The organism is Paenibacillus vandeheii (genome assembly GCF_030433635.1).
In the GTDB taxonomy this organism is placed as follows: domain Bacteria; phylum Bacillota; class Bacilli; order Paenibacillales; family Paenibacillaceae; genus Paenibacillus; species Paenibacillus vandeheii.
In genome coordinates, this window is the sequence record NZ_JAROCD010000004.1 from 91304 (window position 1) to 108510 (window position 17207).

A 17207-nucleotide genomic window follows, 5' to 3' on the forward strand; every position below is an offset into this window, starting at 1 on the left:
CTTTTGCGAGAACGCAAAAGGTTTTGTAATGAGATGTACTGGGTCTCTTAGGTGATCGCAGGTGCTCCCAGGATTTAACCCAGTACCACGCGATCATCGGCCATTTTTTTGCCGCTGATACGTTCAAATTCACCCAACAGCTCCGGTACAGTCAGCGTGCGCTTGCGCTCTTCACTAACGTCCAGAATAATCCGGCCTTTGTCCATCATAATTAGACGATTGCCCAGACGAATGGCCTGCTCCATATTGTGTGTGACCATCAACGTTGTAAGTCTCATCTCACGTACAAGCGTTTCGGTCAGCTCTGTGATCAGCTCCGCACGAGAAGGATCAAGCGCAGCCGTATGCTCGTCCAGCAGCAAAATTTGCGGCTGAGTGAATGTCGCCATCAGCAGGCTGAGCGCCTGGCGTTCACCACCGGATAGCAGACCAACCTTGGCATTGGGGCGTTTGTCGAGCCCAATACCGAGCTTCTCCAACTGGGCGTTGAAAATCTCCCGTCTGGCGCGTGTAACTCCGAAGCCCAGTCCGCGGCCTTTGCCGCGTTTGTACGCCATCGCCATGTTCTCCTCAATGGACATATGCGGTGCCGTACCCGCCATCGGGTCCTGAAAGACGCGGCCAATCCAACTGCTGCGCTTATGCTCAGGAAGGCTTTTGATGGAACGGTCATTGATCAGCACATCACCCATGTCGGGCTTCATCACCCCTGAGATAATGTTCATTAACGTTGATTTACCCGCTCCGTTACTGCCAATCACCGTCACAAAGTCTCCCGGATTCATCGTCAGGTTCACGCCGACCAGCGCAGTTTTCTCGTCCGTAGTTCCCGGATTAAACAGCTTGGTCACTTGTGTAATCTCAAGCATGATCACATGCCTCCCTTCGCCTGTTGGCCCGACGAGCCCATAAGCTCTTCAGTTCGTTTGCGAGCCAAACTTTTCTGCTTCATGGAGCGCTGCATGGTTGGGAAAACAAGTGCGATAATAACAATCACCGCAGTAATCAGCTTCAGATCAGATGTATCGAACCATTCGACCTGGAGCGCGATCGCGACCACAATCCGGTAAATAATTGAACCGACGACGGCCGCCAGTGTGGCCCAAAATACGGTTCTTGCACCCAGAATGGCTTCCCCGATAATAACGGAGGCCAGTCCGATGACAATCATCCCAATCCCCATCGTAATGTCTGCAAAACCGGATTGCTGCGCAATAAATGCTCCAGACAGGGCAACAAGTCCGTTGGACAGACTAACACCAACAATGGTGGTGACATCCGTATTTGCACCAAAGCTGCGGATCATGCGTTTGTTGTCACCTGTTGCGCGCAGGGCCAGACCAATATCTGTTTTCATGAACAGATCCAGCATGATTTTGAACACCAGCACAACCACAATAATGATGATCATGACATGCTCACCCGAGAAGGGGTTGTCCATGCCCATAATGGATTTGTTCGGTGCGCCAAGAATACGCATATTAATCGAATATAGGGCAATCATCATCAAAATACCGGATAACAGCCCGTTAATTTTGCCTTTGGTGTGCAGCAAACCTGTACAAGCTCCAGCCAACATACCTCCAGCCATTGCTGCCAAGCAAGCGAGCCAAGGAGAGAAGTCGTTGGATATCATGACCGCCGCGATTGCGCCTCCTGTTGTAAAACTTCCGTCTACGGTGAGATCGGGGAAGTCCAGTATGCGGAATGTAATATATACACCCAGTGCCATCAGTGCATACAACAATCCAAGCTCGATTGCCCCTTCAATTGAACCCCAAGTCAAATTCACATTGCTTCCTCCCTGTCTATCGAAAAGAATGAGGCGAACCCGCCTGCACGTCCGCCTCGCATCCGTACTGCCGGAGGATCCTCCGGTCAGGTTATTGAATAATGTTATTGTCCTGATCCTTCACTTCTGCCTTCATCTCATCGGTAACGGTGATGCCTTGAGCCTCAGCAGCCTTCAGGTTCAGGATCAGATCCAGCTTGTCCGGTACGGTCACTTTCATGTCACCCGGTTTTGTACCATTTTTCAAAATGTCCGCAGCCATTTCACCAACCTGATATCCGTGATCGTAGTATTTGAAGCCTACAGTTGCGAAAGCCCCTTTTTCCACGGTATCGCGGTCACTGGAGAAGAACGGAATTTTATTTTTGTTTGCTGTCTGGATGATTGTACCCACTGCACTAACGACCGAGTTATCCAGCGTGATATAAAAGGCATCCACTTTGCCAACCAGAGAATCGGTTGCCTGTTTTACTTCCGATGTATTGGTAACAGGCGCTTTGACCAGCTTGATATTATGTGTCGCCAGCGCTTTCTCCGCATTGTTCGCCATTACAACCGCATTTGGTTCGCCCTCGTTAATAACCAGACCTACCGTCTTCACATCCGGCAAATATTTGGCGATAAAATCAGCCAATTGCACGATCGCCTCCGGGTTTGTATCCGACGCACCCGTTACGTTGCCGCCTGGCTTGTCCATGTCACTCACCAGTTTGGCACCGAGCGGGTCCGTTACCGCTGCGAACAGCAATGGCTTGTCCTTTACTTGCTGAGCCAGAGCCAGTGCAGATGGTGTTGCAATCCCAAGGACCAGATCATTTTTGGAATCCCCGGCAATCTTCTGGGCAATGGACAGGTTGTTCGTTGAATCCCCTTGCGCGTTATTGTAATCAATCGTCAGGTTCTTGTTCTCTTCAAGACCAGCATCTTTCAGAGCCGCAATAAACCCTTCACGTGTGGCATCCAGCGATGGATGCTCGACGATCTGCGAGATCGCGATGCGATACGATTTCTCCGCAGTGCCTTCACTTGTTGTGCTGCCTGATCCCTCGGTCGTTGTGCTACCGCCGCTGTTATTTCCGCAACCAGCCGCTACGATCATTGATGCAACCATCATTAAGGACATCCAGAATTTCTTTTTCATGTGTGAAACCCCTCTCCATCTTCTAAAATGTTGATACCCTCGTCGTTATCCAAGTGACACGATAGGGCGGGACAAAACGAACGCTTCAACGCATTGTTGCTTTTATCGACAAAAGCAGACAAATACAGACTTTCCTCATGCGACTGAAGTGCATGACCCGTGTTGGTATTTTATTGTTTCCCTAATATTAAGGTGCGACCTGTTTCCCGTCAATGGTTGAACCGCTTCCAATTTGGTTTCGTTGCAGATACGTGAGAGAAAACATTACATAAAACAAAAAAAGACCTCCGCAAATCAAGCGGAAAGTCTTAGGGGAACGGCCACTGTCCATCTCTCCCGATGAATACTGGCCTTAGCTTATTTTTGTTCTGTCTGTAATTCTTCAATTTCAACAGGTGTTAACCCGGTAGCTTTGATGATGATATCCAACTCAATGCCCAGAGACAGCATGTTAAGTGCAATTTTTCGTTTACTCTCTGCTTCTCCTTCTTTGATGCCTTCTTCGATGCCTTTTTGGATGCCTTCCTCCAGGCCTTTCTTGAGACCTTCTTCTCGTGCGCCCTCAATCATGGAAGCTTCATCCCATAAAAATTTCTGACGGTCGATATATCGTTGACGTGCTTGCTCATCCTGGCTCAGAAACTCCAATACACTCATGGCTTTTTTCAAAGCCGGTTCCGGTTCGTGCATCATTAACGCCTCCCAGCTTGATTTAGTCATTCCTTTCAGAAATAACAGCCAACGTACCAATCCATCCTTCATTTGAATATTTTCATCATTCAGCTTTGGTATTTCCATAAAATGAATCTCTATAACATCCGTCAGTGGAATATCGGTATGGTCTTCTCTTAAATGAAATACGTTGTGGTACTGGTCATTAGCGAGCATTTTGAAATTAACAATGTTGATCGCAACACATTTTTTGAGTTGGCTATATCTCTGTCCCTCAAGTAATTGTCCAGAGTATTGTTTACCCCAATAGAACAAAGTCCTCTTTTCTAAATCATACTGATTAAACAACTGCATTTCAACATTAATTAGCTCACCTTGATCTGTTTTGGCACGTATGTCCAGAATGGACTGTTTATCTCTCGGGGTATCCTTGTCCAGATAAGGGTTGATTAACAAAATGTCGGTCAGTAAGGATTCACCCGCATTTTTAAAGGTTTGATTTAGAAAGGCCAGAAGTACATCCTTGTTATCTTCACTTCCAAAGATTCGTTTGAACACATAATCATTCTTGGGATCAAGCAGTTCATTCATCATTGTTCACTCCTATGCGCAAAATTAACAGTATATATCTGTTGATTTTCCAAACAAATATAAGGATGTAGACTGCACCGGATGTTAATCTGATTATAACACGCATCTAATACTAGATGTAACGTTTTAACGTCATTTTCCAACAAAAAAGAGACCGCTTCGACGAATCGAAACAATCCCTTTTTCTCTAGAACCCATTAATTCCCAGACGCTTCGCGAATCTGGTACGTGCATTTTTTGCCGCCGTCGGCATAACATTCAGTACGCTCTACATCGGCCTGCAGCAATGAACGGAACAGCTCCAGCTCACAGCGGCAAGCTTGCTTGTAAACACTCGCTACCTGCACAATGGGGCAGTTCAGCTCGGTAAGCACATGGGTGCCATCCTCTTCCGTGGAAGCATCGGCCATATATCCGTTTGCATTCTGAATGCGCGCAAGTTCCTCGACACGTCCGGCCAGATCCTGGCCTTTCATCTGCGGCAGTCCGCTGCGAAGCAGCTTGTCCCGACGGCTCTCAAACAACGCATCCACAACACCACTTCCCACTGAATCGGACAATTCCTCCAGCAGTTCCAGCGTCAGTGAAGAATATGATTTTGGGAAAAAGTTATCCCCGCGTACTGTCAAATGGTACACGGAAGATGGGCGTCCGGCTGTAGCTCTGGCTTCCCGAACCTCAATCCATCCATCCTGCTCTAGTGCCGTCAAGTGACGACGAATCGCCATGCCGGTCAGACCAAGCTCGGCTGTCATTTCCCTTGCGGTCATTGTGCCTTGCTGCTTCAGCATGAACAAAATCCGTTCACGCGTCGTTCGTTCCTCTTCGCGCTTCACGATCAGCACCTGCTCTCCCTGCTTATGCGGTTACCGGTGCTGCCTCCCGGCAGGCATCCGAGCAAAAGCGGTTATGCGTCTCTTCGCAATCCTCACAGCATACATGCTGCAGGTTGCAGGTTGGACAGTTAATGTAACGGTCATGCGTCGTACCACAGTGATAACAGCTGGCAATCACGATATCTTCATCCGTCCGGTTAATCGGCACGGAAATACGCTCGTCAAATACATAACATTTACCATCAAACAGACGACCTTGTACCTCATCATCCTTGCCGTAGGTTACGATTCCGCCCTCAAGTTGTGCCACGTCCTGGAAACCTTCGTTGATCATGAACCCGGTCAGCTTCTCACAACGGATGCCGCCAGTACAATAGGTAATGATCTTTTTGTCCTTCATGTCACCCAGGTTCTCCCGAATCCACTCTGGGAATTCACGGAAAGATTCCACGTCAGGACGAATCGCTCCCCTGAAATGACCAATCTCGTACTCGTAGTCATTACGTCCGTCAATTACAATGACATCCTCCTGTTGAAGATGCTCGTAAAATTCTTTCGGGGACAACCGTTTACCGCTAACTACGTTAGGATCCAAATCGTCGTCCACGCGGAACGTAACCAGCTCGGCTTTGTGACGAACAAATATTTTTTTGAACGCATGCTCTTCGACATCATCCATCTTGAACACCATATCGCTGAACAGCGGATTGGCGTGCATATCCTTCATGTATTGCTCCGTTTGCTCCGGCGTACCGGATACAGTGCCGTTAATGCCTTCTGATGCAATCAGAATACGGCCTTTCACACCCAGGTCCTTGCAGTATTGCAGATGCTCTTGCGTAAACGTCTCAGGGTCTTCAATCTTCACGAACTTATAATATAAAAGCACGCGGTACGCGCTGTTACACATGTGTATCACCTGTTCCTATTCCATGTTGTTATTGGCCGGATCATCCGACAAGACTACAGCATTGCAACCTTGCTTATGAAAAAGAAAAGAAACAGCCGTCCGAAACAATGTCTCGAACTGCTGCTTTGAACATTCGACTTTTATTCCTGCATTCTAGTTTATCGGAAGCGGAACAGCTTAGTCAATATAAATGTATAGAAAGGGATGAAAGTTATGGAACAATTGAACCATAAATGATGTGAAGCTGGAAAATATCTAAATTTATTTTAAATTTGAATTAAAATCATATTCATTTTTGCCTTCGTATCCATTACACTATGCTCATCATTATATGGCTTACCCACACCGACTAGCAAAAGATGTGGATTTGAAAAAGCATACTGTGAATATATTAGGAGGAAAATGGGGATGAAAACGTGAGTTTAACACTATTTAGGAAAGTAAGCATCATATGGTTAATAGTTCTTATTGGGCTGAGTGGGTTGGGAACCAATTCTCACTTTGTCCAAAAGGCCAATGCCGCAGGAGCAAAACCCTATATGGGTGAAATTCAATTATTCCCCTACACGAAAGCTCCCTCCGGTTGGGTGTATGCTGCCGGGCAAACCATGCCGATCGCTCAGAATACCGCTCTTTTCTCCCTGCTGGGCACCAACTTTGGAGGTGACGGCAAAAACACATTTGCGGTGCCCGATCTTTCAGATGCCGCACCAGTGGGAATGGGCTACTACATATCCATAAATGGAGACTTCCCCTCTCGTGAAGAGGGTACGTACGGCGCCGGTAATGCTGTGCTTGGTGAGGTTCGCCTGTTCCCGTATTACTTTACCCCCAAGGGCTGGCTAGAGGCAAATGGTCAAAATCTCCTTATCTCTCAATACAACGATTTGTATCAAATGATTGGTACAACCTTTGGTGGAGACGGTCTGGAGACATTCCAATTGCCCAAGTTACCCAAAATCAAGGGTGATATCATCCATTATGCCATATCTATTGATCCGTCTTACCCTGCCGGGAGTGGGGGAACAGATTCCGAATACGTAGGAGAAATCATTCCCCTTCTAGTACAACTTCCTTTGAGTAACTGGATATTGGCTGATGGCTCCTTACTTTCCACCACCAATAATCAATCCTTGTTTAGCCTAATAGGCAACAGGTTTGGCGGCAATGGGTCAACTGATTTTAGAGTGCCTAATCTGAACAGCAATCAACCGCTTCTGGTGTATTACGTTTCGAACTCTGGACAAATCCCTAACATTGTAGATATGCCACTGCCAAATGCAGTGACAGACAACTATATCATCAAGCAGAACACCCCGCTGACCATCAACTCTCCGGGTGTTCTAATCAATGATAGTGATGCTTCTGCTGCCATACTGAGAAGTGCGCCCATGAACGGTCAACTGACCCTTAATTCTAACGGTTCGTTTGTATACACGCCGAATAACAATTATGTGGGTAATGACAGCTTTACTTATGCTGCAATCAATGCAACGGGCTCTAGTGAACCAGCGTTTGTTACCATAACAGTTGATCAGGACTTGGCGCCGATTGTCAGCGGGGTAATCGACGAGAGTGTGTATAATCAAACGGTCACGCCGACATTTAATAGCGGTACGGCACTCCTGAATGATGATGCATTCACGAGCGGCACTGCAGTTACGGAAGATGGAGATTATATATTGGTGGTAACCAACCACATTGGCAGTACAACAGTTCACTTTTCCATTGATAAGGTCCCCCCTGTTGTAACGGGGGTCATCAATAATGGAATATACAGTGCGAGCCGGATAATCACCTTTAATGAGGGAACAGCCACCCTTGATGGCTCTCCGTTCCTCAGTGGAGAGACATTCAGTGTGGAAGGTGAACATGTACTGGTCGTTACCGATGCGGCAGGCAATACGACAACCATTCAATTCAGCTTTTATGCGCCACGGACTGTGACATTTAACAGTAATGGCGGTTCTGAGGTAACCGAACAAACGGTGAATTACGGTGAAAAGGCCATTGCTCCTACCGATCCTTCCAAAACAGGCCATACTTTCGCTGGCTGGTATACTGATTCAGCTTTGAGTCAGGCTTTTGATTTTAATACAACAACCGTAACCAGCAATCTCACTCTGTTTGCAAAATGGGCAATCCATTCCTTTAACGTTAACTTCGAATCCAATGGTGGCACAGAGGTAGCTGATCAGGCGGTTGATTATGGTGAGCTGGTAACAGCACCTTCTGATCCTACCAAAACAGGTCACACTTTCGCTGGCTGGTATACTGATTCAGCTTTGAGTCAGGCTTTTGATTTCAATAACACAACCATAACCAACAATCTCACTTTGTTTGCAAAATGGGCACCAAACACATATACGGTAACTTTCAATACACTTGGAGGTTCAGCAGTATCCGATGTAGCTGTTGAATACGAAAAGAAACTTTCAGCTCCTGCTTCACCAAGCCGTTCCGGCTATACGTTTGCAGGTTGGTATACGGACCCCGAGTTGAAGACTCAATTCAACTTTGATCAAACGGAGATTACTGCCGATCTGACCTTATATGCCAAATGGAGTGTTAATTCCACGCCACCATCAGGTGGGAGTGGTGGTAACAGCAGCGGCGGCTCCGGTAGCCAGAATAACAACGGGTCGAGCGGTAATCCTTCGCCACCTAACACAACGAATTCATCCAATAATGGCCGTTTAACACTCGCATCGGGGCAGGTCGGGCAAGTAAGTTTGGGCGGTAGCATCGCTGTAAATATCCCTGCCGGGGCGATGAACCAGGAACTCAGGGTCACTATCGAAAAGATTGCAGATCCTTCTGCCTTGCTGACCCATCAGATCCAACTGCTCAGCCCGGTATATGAACTGCTCAAAAATGTTCCGCAAAACTTCAATGTACCCGTAACATTAACGCTGACATTTGATTCATCAAGCTTGCAGCGCAATCAGCGGGCTGAACTATTTTACTTTGATGAACAAGATAAGGTTTGGCTCTCCGCCGGTAAATCATCTGTGGACGGAAACCAAATTCGGGTAGACGTAGACCATTTCACCAAATTCGCCGTATTGGCGGTGGATGAACCCAAGAATCCGGCAGAAGTTGCGTTTAACGATATTGAAAGTCACTGGGCGGTAGACCTCATTCAGCAGGCCGTCCGTGAAGGCATGGTGAGAGGGTATACCGATGGATCGTTCAAACCAGACGCATCCATTACGCGTGCAGAGTTTACGGTAATGCTGATGAATGCACTGCAAACAGAGTACACAGAAGCGACATTATCTTTTACCGATCGTTCAAAAATAGGAGCTTGGGCACAGTCTGCTATAGCGAGTGCCGTGCAAGCGGGATTCATTCAGGGAGACACCGGCGGGGCTTTTCGCCCTAACGAGGCTGTAACCCGTGCAGAGATGGCTGTCATGGTAGCTAGCGCCTTGCAATTGAAGGCAGAATCCGGCACCGGCTCAACCTTTGCAGACGATGAATTGATTCCGCAGTGGGCCAGAGCAGCTGTTGCTGGCTTGCAAAAGTCCGGGCTATTGAACGGCAAAGGACTGAACAATTTTGCTCCCAGAGACAACACTACACGTGCAGAAGCGGTGAAGTTACTGCTGAGCATGTCAAAATAACAAGCCATAAATAAAAGCCTGCGTTCTGGCAGCGCCCTTCTCAAACTGGATATAACAGTTTGAGAGGGGTTACCCTAGAACACAGGCTTTTTGCTTTTTTAAGAATACTGAATTGCATTCGCAATAAGCATAAATACAATTCCCATGGCGATCCACATCACCATCAGCGGCCAGAAGAATCTAACCCATTTCTGATATGGAATGCCGGATACCGCGAGACTGCCCATTAAGGCAGAGGACGTTGGCAGAATCATGTTGGTGAATCCGTCTCCGAACTGAAAAGCCAGGACGGCTGTCTGACGGGTAACGCCAAGCAGATCCGATAATGGAACCATGATCGGCATCGTTGTCACGGCCATGCCTGTACCGGACGTGATGAACACGTTCATGATATTTTGGAAGAAGTACATACCCAATACCTGCACGGAAGACGGCAATTCGCCAACCAGTGTAGACATCCCGTAGACAACAGAATCAATCACGTTCCCCTGATCTAGGACAACCATAATGCCTCTTGCCAGACCGATGATAAAGGCACCATAGGCAATGCCGCTTGCCCCTTTGACAAATTCACTGGCAATCCGGCTAGGACCGAAACCGGACACGAGACCAGCGATCACACCCATGCTCAGGAAGAGAGCGGCCAGTTCTTCCATCCACCAGCCTTCTTTGGATACACCCCAGATTAACAGGGCAAAGCCAGCTACAATCGTAATGATCGTCAGAATATGCGTAATGCGAATCGTTGGCAGCTTGTTCAGGTCAACCGCAGGCGCATCTGCTGCCTGTTCCTGTTCCAATTCATGTACCAAACCGCGAGTGGGATCAGACTTCACTCTGGAGGCATACCGCATAATATAGATACTGGTAACGGCGATAAGGCACACTAGAATAATTGCGCGCAGCCACATGCCCGAGAAGATGGGTATTTCTGCAATCGCCTGGGCCAGTCCCACGTTGAACGGATTGAGCAAACCGGCGGTAAAACCACACGAGGCCCCCAGCGAGATCATCGCCGTACCTGTTAATGCGTCATACCCCAGCGCACGGGCGATAGCGATACCGATCGGTACAAAAACCATGACTTCCGTGGACATGCCCATCGTGAACCCACCCACTGAGAACAAGGTGATAAACACCGGGATGACCCATAATCCTTTGTTGGCGAACGAACGGGCAACCCGTCCTGTGAGGGCGTCAATCGTGCCCGTGCTTGTAATGATCTGAAATGCTCCGCCGATGATGAAAATAAAGAATACAACGTCAGCGGAATCAACCAGTCCGCGAACGATCGACTTCGGGATATCCCATAATCCCGTTGGATTGGCTTCCACATGGTGGTAGGAATCCGGGACGAGCAATGATTTGCCTGTGGCCTCATCCTTCACACGATCAAATTCCCCGGCGGGAATGATGTAGGTCAGCACCGTAGCGACCAGCACCAGAATGAACAAAATGACGAAGGTGTGTGGCATCTTGAACCATTTGCGCCGTTGTTGTGGTTGTTTTGTTATGTTTTCCAATTCATCATCCCTCGTCCTTCTGTTGTTTCCATGCTTCAAACTCATTCCGTACCTGCTGTAATGCTTCCTTGTCTGCGTACAGATCGAACGCCGTAAGTGCTAATGCCTTTGCAGCACGGTTCAACTCGATCATGCCCTCCTCTGCTCCGGCAAGCCGGGCAAATTCAGGCGTGTGTGTTGTCGCATCGCCTAACCGAATATACGGATGGATCGCGGCCGTAATTTGGCTTACATTACCAATATCCGATGAACCGACGCCGCCTGTTTGCGGTGGATCATGCACCTCAATGCCCATGTCCTCCAGATTTTGCTGGAACAGACCCGCCAGAACCTTGTTATTATTTCGCTCGGCATAGATGAGGCCTTCCGTAATATCTACCGTAGCTCCAACGCCTTCGGCAGCATGGCGCACGACCCGGTAAACTTTGTCCATGACGATTTTCAGCTCTTCGACTGTCTTCGCACGAATGATATACACGGCTTCGGCCAGCTCAGGCACCACGTTGGGCGCATCCCCACCTTTGGTGATGATCCCGTTGACCCGAACGTCATCCTTCAAATAAGGACGAAGCGAGTTTATCCCCGCGTACGCGTTGACCAACGCATCAAGTGCACTAATGCCTTTCTCAGGAGATGAGGCTGCATGAGCCTGTTTACCGTGGAATGTAAAGGTGGCGTCTACACAAGCCAGTGCACCTCTTAGCACCATCGTTTTTTGCTGCGGGTGGCACATCATGACGGCATCAATCTCGTCAAATACGCCATCGTTCACCATGATGATTTTGCCGCCGCCTTCTTCTTCAGCCGGTGTGCCAAGAACGATGATCCGCCCCGGAAGATCAGGGCAAGCCTCCTTGAGCGCCAGTGCTGCACCTACAGCAGAGGTTCCGATCAGATTGTGTCCGCAGGCATGTCCGATGCGGGGCAGCGCATCATACTCGGCGAGCAATGCAATCGTGGGTCCGCCAGACTGCCCTTCCCACACGGCACGAAACGCGGTGTCGAGGCCGGAAATGCCTTTTTCCACCTGAAATCCGGCTGCTTCCAGCGGTTCGGTTAACCATTGTTGGGCTTGAACTTCCTGAAAGCTAAGCTCAGGGTTAGCGTGAATACGCAGGGATAATTCCCGTAAGTCGGGGTCCAGCCGATCTACGGTTTCTTTGATCTTTTGCTTCATATGAGCAGGGTCCGTATACATACTATTGTGCCGCCTTTCTTCAAATACAGCATTTCTATATTCAACTCAATCGAATAAATATACAATCAGATTGAATATATTGTATGTGTGACCAACGCATAAGTAAATTCAAAAAAATTAAGGAATAGCCCATAAAAAATTTTATGGACTCGCTTGATATTAACATATGGATATCATCAGATGTCAGCATATTACTGGTTCATTTGCATATAAGCCAAGAATATTTCTGTAAATATTTTGAACATATATACATCCTTCAAATGGGTATTCGCCACGAGATTGATACTGTCCAAGAACAGTAAGATGCCTTTGATGATCAGAAGATAACGGATAATTATGCATAAAGCAATGCATCTACTCCATTATGCCGGTATCTAGCCTCCATCCACAACATGCTGAGTCCCTGCTGTTCTCATCAAGTCCACAAAGCGGCCCACCGTTGCCTGCTGCAGCACACTTTCCTTATACACAAGCCACGTATTCCGCCTCACTGCCTGTCCGTTTCGACGGATCAGTTCCTGCTGATGAAGGCCATCCGAAGCAGATACGAAGATACCCGGAATAATCGCATAGCCAAGGCCATATCGCACCATTTCCTTGCAGGTCTCATAGCTGTCCACTCGCATCGCTACCGTTGGAGAACATTCATAGCGCTCATACCACCAGGCTGCTACTGCTTCTCGGAATGGGCTCACGGGAGAACCGCCTGTTTTCGTCAAGGGCTCCTGAAATGCAATTTGCGGAAGCTCCGGAAGCTCATCCAGGTCAATAGGTTCACGGGATACAATGCAGACTGGTTCATCGTGGAGCAGATGTTTCCCTTCATACCATGGATGCTCTCCCCGAATGACACCCACCTGGATTTCATCCCGCATCAACAATTCCATAACCTCTACACTCAGAGCACAGGTCACAGCAAACTGAACCTCAGGGTACAGCTCCTTGAACTGTTTTAACAATGGAGGAAGCCTGTACAATGAATAATGATTGGCAATCCCCAGGCGCAGCGTTCCCTTAACCTCATTACGAATGTTCGACAGCTGTTCCTTGACTTGATTGAGTTCATCCAGCATTTTACGGGCATAGACTGCAAGATGCTCTCCCTCGGGAGTGAATCTGGCACCTTTTAACGTTTTATCGATGAGTGGTACGCCAAATGCCTTCTCCAATTGCTGCAAACGGTATGTCAATGCCGGCTGGGTCATAAACATGCGCTCCGCAGCCTTGGTAAGACTACTCTCTTCCGAAATGCTCAACAGCAGACGGCAGTCTTTTTCATCCATGATCATGTCCCCCTTCACTTCTCGTCTCCTCAGTATAACCCAGAACACCTGCGTTAAAGGTACAGAAAAAGCCCAACTCGTTATGAGTCAGGCTCGCTTTGCTGATTTGCTTCTTTTCATTGATGTTTACTGCGAGATCGTAATGACCGAGGTGACGAAATGATACGATTCATTTTCCTGCACAGACTGTGATAGCAAAATTCGGTTACCTTCCGGACTCCAGCTGAGCGGATCAGATGCGTTATCCATATCGGCCGAGATCTGGAACTGCTCCGCCGATTCCGTATTGGAGACGAACAGCCCTTTCTCCTCATCGCTCTCCGAATTGATCGTATAGGCGATTTTGGAATCGTCACCAGACCAGCTTGTTCCGAAAATTTGCGTGCCTCTGGCAAGCGTGGTTTTTTCATTCCCTTCCAGATCGGTCAGCACCAGCGCCCGTTTGGTATCGGCTGTTTTTTTCACAATCGCCAGTCTTGAACCATCATTGGATGGAATCACCCATTCCACACTTTTTAGCACCTGCTTCTCTTCACCGGTCTTCGTATCGTAAGCGTTCAGCTGCCCGTCCGTGCCTGTGATGTAGTAAATCACATTACCCGAAACGCGGACGCTCCTTACATTGAAGTTCCCCGTCTTGACCAGCACTTTCGTCGTTCCATCCACACTCGCTGATACGATATCCCCATTCATGTTTGGGAAAACGACATGCTCCTTATCCAGCCATGCACCTTCGAATACAAAACCGTCATCCTGTCCAGCCGGTATCACTTCCCCGTTGTGCAGATTCAGAATGAAGCCTTTGCCTGTCGATTCTTCTGGTTCTCTGTAGAAAATATACTGACTATCCGGGGACACGAGTGGTGAGCCCAGACTGACTTCACTTTCTTTTACAGGTGAATCGGTGCCCTTCGTCAAATCATACATGTATAAGTTATGCGGATAACGTTTCTCACCCTCTACAGTGACAGGCTTCATGGACTCGTTTACTTTATCCGACAAAATCCAGTCATTGCTTAGCCACGCTACCCCGCGCATATTCGGCAGTTTATCGATTTTCTCCAGCTTAAAGCTCTGGTACACCGACGTATTTGTATTATCCTTCACCGTAATATCCGTGCCTGATTTCTCGCTCCGTATATTGCCCCCTGGCTCTGTTGTTCCCCCGCATGCTGTTGCCGACAATAGGACGATTGCCCCGAGTGTGCCCATAGCCGCCTGTTTCCAATTCATCATGGTCCCTCCTGATTGCTTTCTATAGACCAAGCATACACACCGCATACTTCCAAAGTTATTCAGACTTGTTTCCAACTTGTAAACTCGAATCCGCCAGAGGAAAAATCAACTGGAACGTCGTTCCTTCCTTATGCTTCGGATCGTTAGACAGCAATGTAATCGTACCGCCCTGCTTCTCTACAAATTGCTTAACGAGCGATAGTCCCAGCCCGGTTCCCCCGGTTTTTCTGGCCCTGTCTTTGTTGACGGTGTAAAAGGGTTCAAAGATTTTCTCCCGCGCCTCTTCCGGAATGGGCGTACCCGAGTTAAAGATGCGAATAACCGCTTGCCGCTCCTGCATTCGCAGTTCATTTCGTACACGGATGACACCTCCCGGCACGTTGTATTTAATGGCATTATCCAGCAGGTTAATGAAAATATGCATCAGGCTCTCCCGATCGCTGCGAATGATCGCAGGCTGCAGGTTCAGCTCCATCGTGAGCGCAAACTTCTCGGCTTTGCCCCGCATTCGGCCGCAGGCGTCCTCCAGCAAAGCAAGAACCTCCACATCCTCCGCCTGATTCTCAAAATCATATTTTTCCAGAGCAGACAGATGAAGAACCTTTTCAACCATTTCGTATAACCGCTCGGTTTCTTTCCCAATGTTGTTCGTGGCATCATCCAGTAATTGCGGATCATCCTTATACATATCCAGCAGTTCAACATACGCCTTGATCGATGTAAGCGGCGTTTTGAACTCATGGCTAATATTCCCGATATATTGTTTCTGCTGCTGCTCCAGTGCCTGAAGCTTCTCAATTGCGAGCTGGAGCTTCTGCTGCTCATCATGCATGGCTTCAATATTCTGCTGAATGGATGTGCTCATATAATAAATGCCCTGTCCCAGCTCACCTAATTCATCCTTGCGTCTCACAGGCGATTCGGCAATATAATGCCCCTCACGGATGGAATCAGCGGACTTCTTCAAGCGAGTTATGGCGACGGCAAAACGATTGTAGAAGAGGTATCCCAGAATGAAGCTAAGCCCAACCACGGCAATACCCGCCCACATGAACAGCTGAAGGATACGAGCATAGAACTCATGATAGCTCTGAACCGGATATTGCATACGCACAGCACCCATCTGTCCATCCGGTCCATCCAAGGGCGCAGCATACAGCAGCGTATCCCCCTGTTCGTGATAGGCAATTTTATTTTGCAGCGCATAGCTTAGCGTCTCTTTGATATCTGCACTTTCTTCAGACGCAATAGATGAACCGACCTGCTGCCCCTTCATATCATAAAGCGCGATGGGCAAACCTGTGGAGCTCGCTAGCTCCTGAGCTAACCTGCGGCCATTTTGCTGTAAAAAAACCTCCTGCTCCAGACGAACGGACTCGGTATAGTAAGACTGCCGCACATTCAGATTGACCAAACGGGTCTGCTGGGACAGAATGGTCTCAATCTGTGTCTGTTGATTGCGCTCAATCCCGCGCAATACAAGGGAACTGAGTACAACCACGGTCAGGATCAACAGCGCCGCCAGAAAGACGCTGAACTTCAGTTTAATGCTGACTCTCATACCGAAACGCTCGGACCAGAGGCGGATGCCTTATAGCCAATTCCGTATACCGTCTGCAATTTTTGCTGATCAGTATCGCCGATTTTTTTGCGCAGCCGCTGAATATGAATATCCACTGTGCGTGTACCCCCGGCATATTCCATGCCCCACACCCGGTCCAGCAGATCATCCCGCGTGTATACACGCTCGGGGTTGGACATCAGAATGGTGAGCAGATCGAACTCCTTTGGCGTCAGCTCCAGCTTCTCCTCATCCACCATCACGGTGCGGTGGGCGACATGGATGCGCAGTGTTCCATTGACGATGGCCTGGTTCTTGGAATCATCAGGTGGGGAACTGCTTTTCTCGACACGGCGCATCAGCGCTTTTACCCGAGCGAGCAGTTCGCGGATCTCAAACGGTTTGGTCATATAATCATCCGCGCCCATTTCCAGGCCGACGATCTTATCCACGATGTCATTTTTGACGGTCAGCAAAATAATGCCGATATCCTCCCGGTCCTCCAGCCTGCGGCATACCCCGTAACCATCCAGCTTGGGCATCATGACGTCCAGAATCATGACCTGGGGATGGAATGACGCCACCTTGACTAGCGCTTCCTCGCCGTCATTCGCTGTCTCTACTTCATATCCTTCGCGCCGCAGCGCGTAAGCAATAGCACTGACGATGCTTGATTCGTCATCCACGACCAGCACTTTTTTATTCATCGGAATCATCCTCTATATATGTCATGAGTTATATTATTCTTCGGATCTATGTTAACAAGGTATGGCTTGATTAGCTATGGAGGGCTTGACGATTTGCAAGAAAAGCCTGTATCTTCTCAGCTTGGACTTCA

The 17207-nt window shown here is 48.3% G+C and carries 13 protein-coding genes; 1 reads left to right on the top strand and 12 read right to left on the bottom strand.

Features of this window, described 5'->3' with window-relative positions:
* Positions 1–74: 74 nt before the first annotated feature.
* The 6 genes from P5G61_RS08450 to trhO all read right to left on the bottom strand — a co-directional run bounded on the left by P5G61_RS08450 (position 75) and on the right by trhO (position 5942).
* Positions 75–869 (bottom strand): ABC transporter ATP-binding protein, encoded by a 795-nt coding sequence (locus P5G61_RS08450; RefSeq protein ID WP_063567603.1) that lies wholly within the window; start codon positions 867–869, stop codon positions 75–77.
* A 2-nt stretch (positions 870–871) separates the two neighbouring features.
* Complete coding sequence (locus P5G61_RS08455; RefSeq protein WP_052016574.1) at positions 872–1732, bottom strand: ABC transporter permease; 861 nt, start codon at positions 1730–1732, stop codon at positions 872–874.
* Between the two features lie 151 nt (positions 1733–1883).
* Complete coding sequence (locus tag P5G61_RS08460; protein WP_301246066.1) at positions 1884–2933, bottom strand: ABC transporter substrate-binding protein; 1050 nt, start codon at positions 2931–2933, stop codon at positions 1884–1886.
* A 357-nt stretch (positions 2934–3290) separates the two neighbouring features.
* Positions 3291–4196, bottom strand: a complete 906-nt coding sequence (locus P5G61_RS08465; RefSeq protein WP_301246067.1) for an Rpn family recombination-promoting nuclease/putative transposase — start codon at positions 4194–4196, stop codon at positions 3291–3293.
* 197 nt (positions 4197–4393) lie between these two features.
* Positions 4394–5041: a helix-turn-helix transcriptional regulator gene (locus tag P5G61_RS08470; RefSeq protein ID WP_301246068.1), complete on the bottom strand. Its 648-nt coding sequence runs from the start codon at positions 5039–5041 to the stop codon at positions 4394–4396.
* Positions 5042–5054: 13 nt separating this feature from the next.
* Positions 5055–5942 carry an oxygen-dependent tRNA uridine(34) hydroxylase TrhO gene (gene trhO / locus P5G61_RS08475; protein WP_301246069.1) on the bottom strand — a complete coding sequence of 296 codons (888 nt, stop codon included), beginning with the start codon at positions 5940–5942 and terminating at the stop codon, positions 5055–5057.
* A 539-nt stretch (positions 5943–6481) separates the two neighbouring features.
* On the opposite strand from trhO, the gene P5G61_RS08480 reads away from it, so the two are divergent.
* Positions 6482–9568 carry an InlB B-repeat-containing protein gene (locus tag P5G61_RS08480; protein WP_301246070.1) on the top strand — a complete coding sequence of 1029 codons (3087 nt, stop codon included), beginning with the start codon at positions 6482–6484 and terminating at the stop codon, positions 9566–9568.
* Positions 9569–9666: 98 nt separating this feature from the next.
* Here the strand turns inward: P5G61_RS08480 and P5G61_RS08485 are convergent, their stop codons facing one another.
* The 6 genes from P5G61_RS08485 to P5G61_RS08510 form a co-directional block, all read right to left on the bottom strand.
* On the bottom strand, positions 9667–11091 hold the full coding sequence (locus P5G61_RS08485; protein ID WP_301246071.1) for a YfcC family protein: 1425 nt from the start codon (positions 11089–11091) through the stop codon (positions 9667–9669).
* Positions 11092–11095: 4 nt separating this feature from the next.
* Entirely contained in the window at positions 11096–12268 is a 1173-nt protein-coding gene (locus tag P5G61_RS08490) for a M20 family metallopeptidase (protein WP_301246072.1), read from the bottom strand.
* Between the two features lie 395 nt (positions 12269–12663).
* Positions 12664–13572: a LysR family transcriptional regulator gene (locus tag P5G61_RS08495; protein WP_301246073.1), complete on the bottom strand. Its 909-nt coding sequence runs from the start codon at positions 13570–13572 to the stop codon at positions 12664–12666.
* A gap of 126 nt (positions 13573–13698) precedes the next feature.
* Positions 13699–14805: a hypothetical protein gene (locus P5G61_RS08500; protein WP_301246074.1), complete on the bottom strand. Its 1107-nt coding sequence runs from the start codon at positions 14803–14805 to the stop codon at positions 13699–13701.
* Between the two features lie 58 nt (positions 14806–14863).
* The gene (locus P5G61_RS08505) at positions 14864–16369 is read right to left on the bottom strand and encodes a sensor histidine kinase (protein ID WP_301246075.1); all 1506 of its coding nucleotides are present in this window, start codon (positions 16367–16369) and stop codon (positions 14864–14866) included.
* Positions 16366–17076: a response regulator transcription factor gene (locus P5G61_RS08510; protein ID WP_301246076.1), complete on the bottom strand. Its 711-nt coding sequence runs from the start codon at positions 17074–17076 to the stop codon at positions 16366–16368. The genes P5G61_RS08505 and P5G61_RS08510 overlap by 4 nt, the downstream gene beginning before the upstream one ends.
* Between the last annotated feature and the right edge of the window lie 131 nt (positions 17077–17207).

Bases quoted from the DNA above. Each gene is read 5' to 3' on its own strand.
- P5G61_RS08450 (WP_063567603.1), bottom strand. From the start codon at position 869: ATGCTTGAGATTACACAAGTGACCAAGCTGTTTAATCCGGGAACTACG.
- P5G61_RS08455 (WP_052016574.1), bottom strand. From the start codon at position 1,732: ATGGCACTGGGTGTATATATTACATTCCGCATACTGGACTTCCCCGAT.
- P5G61_RS08460 (WP_301246066.1), bottom strand. From the start codon at position 2,933: ATGAAAAAGAAATTCTGGATGTCCTTAATGATGGTTGCATCAATGATC.
- P5G61_RS08465 (WP_301246067.1), bottom strand. From the start codon at position 4,196: ATGAATGAACTGCTTGATCCCAAGAATGATTATGTGTTCAAACGAATC.
- trhO (WP_301246069.1), bottom strand. From the start codon at position 5,942: ATGTGTAACAGCGCGTACCGCGTGCTTTTATATTATAAGTTCGTGAAG.
- P5G61_RS08480 (WP_301246070.1), top strand. From the start codon at position 6,482: ATGGGTGAAATTCAATTATTCCCCTACACGAAAGCTCCCTCCGGTTGG.
- P5G61_RS08490 (WP_301246072.1), bottom strand. From the start codon at position 12,268: ATGAAGCAAAAGATCAAAGAAACCGTAGATCGGCTGGACCCCGACTTA.
- P5G61_RS08495 (WP_301246073.1), bottom strand. From the start codon at position 13,572: ATGGATGAAAAAGACTGCCGTCTGCTGTTGAGCATTTCGGAAGAGAGT.
- P5G61_RS08500 (WP_301246074.1), bottom strand. From the start codon at position 14,805: ATGAATTGGAAACAGGCGGCTATGGGCACACTCGGGGCAATCGTCCTA.
- P5G61_RS08505 (WP_301246075.1), bottom strand. From the start codon at position 16,369: ATGAGAGTCAGCATTAAACTGAAGTTCAGCGTCTTTCTGGCGGCGCTG.
- P5G61_RS08510 (WP_301246076.1), bottom strand. From the start codon at position 17,076: ATGAATAAAAAAGTGCTGGTCGTGGATGACGAATCAAGCATCGTCAGT.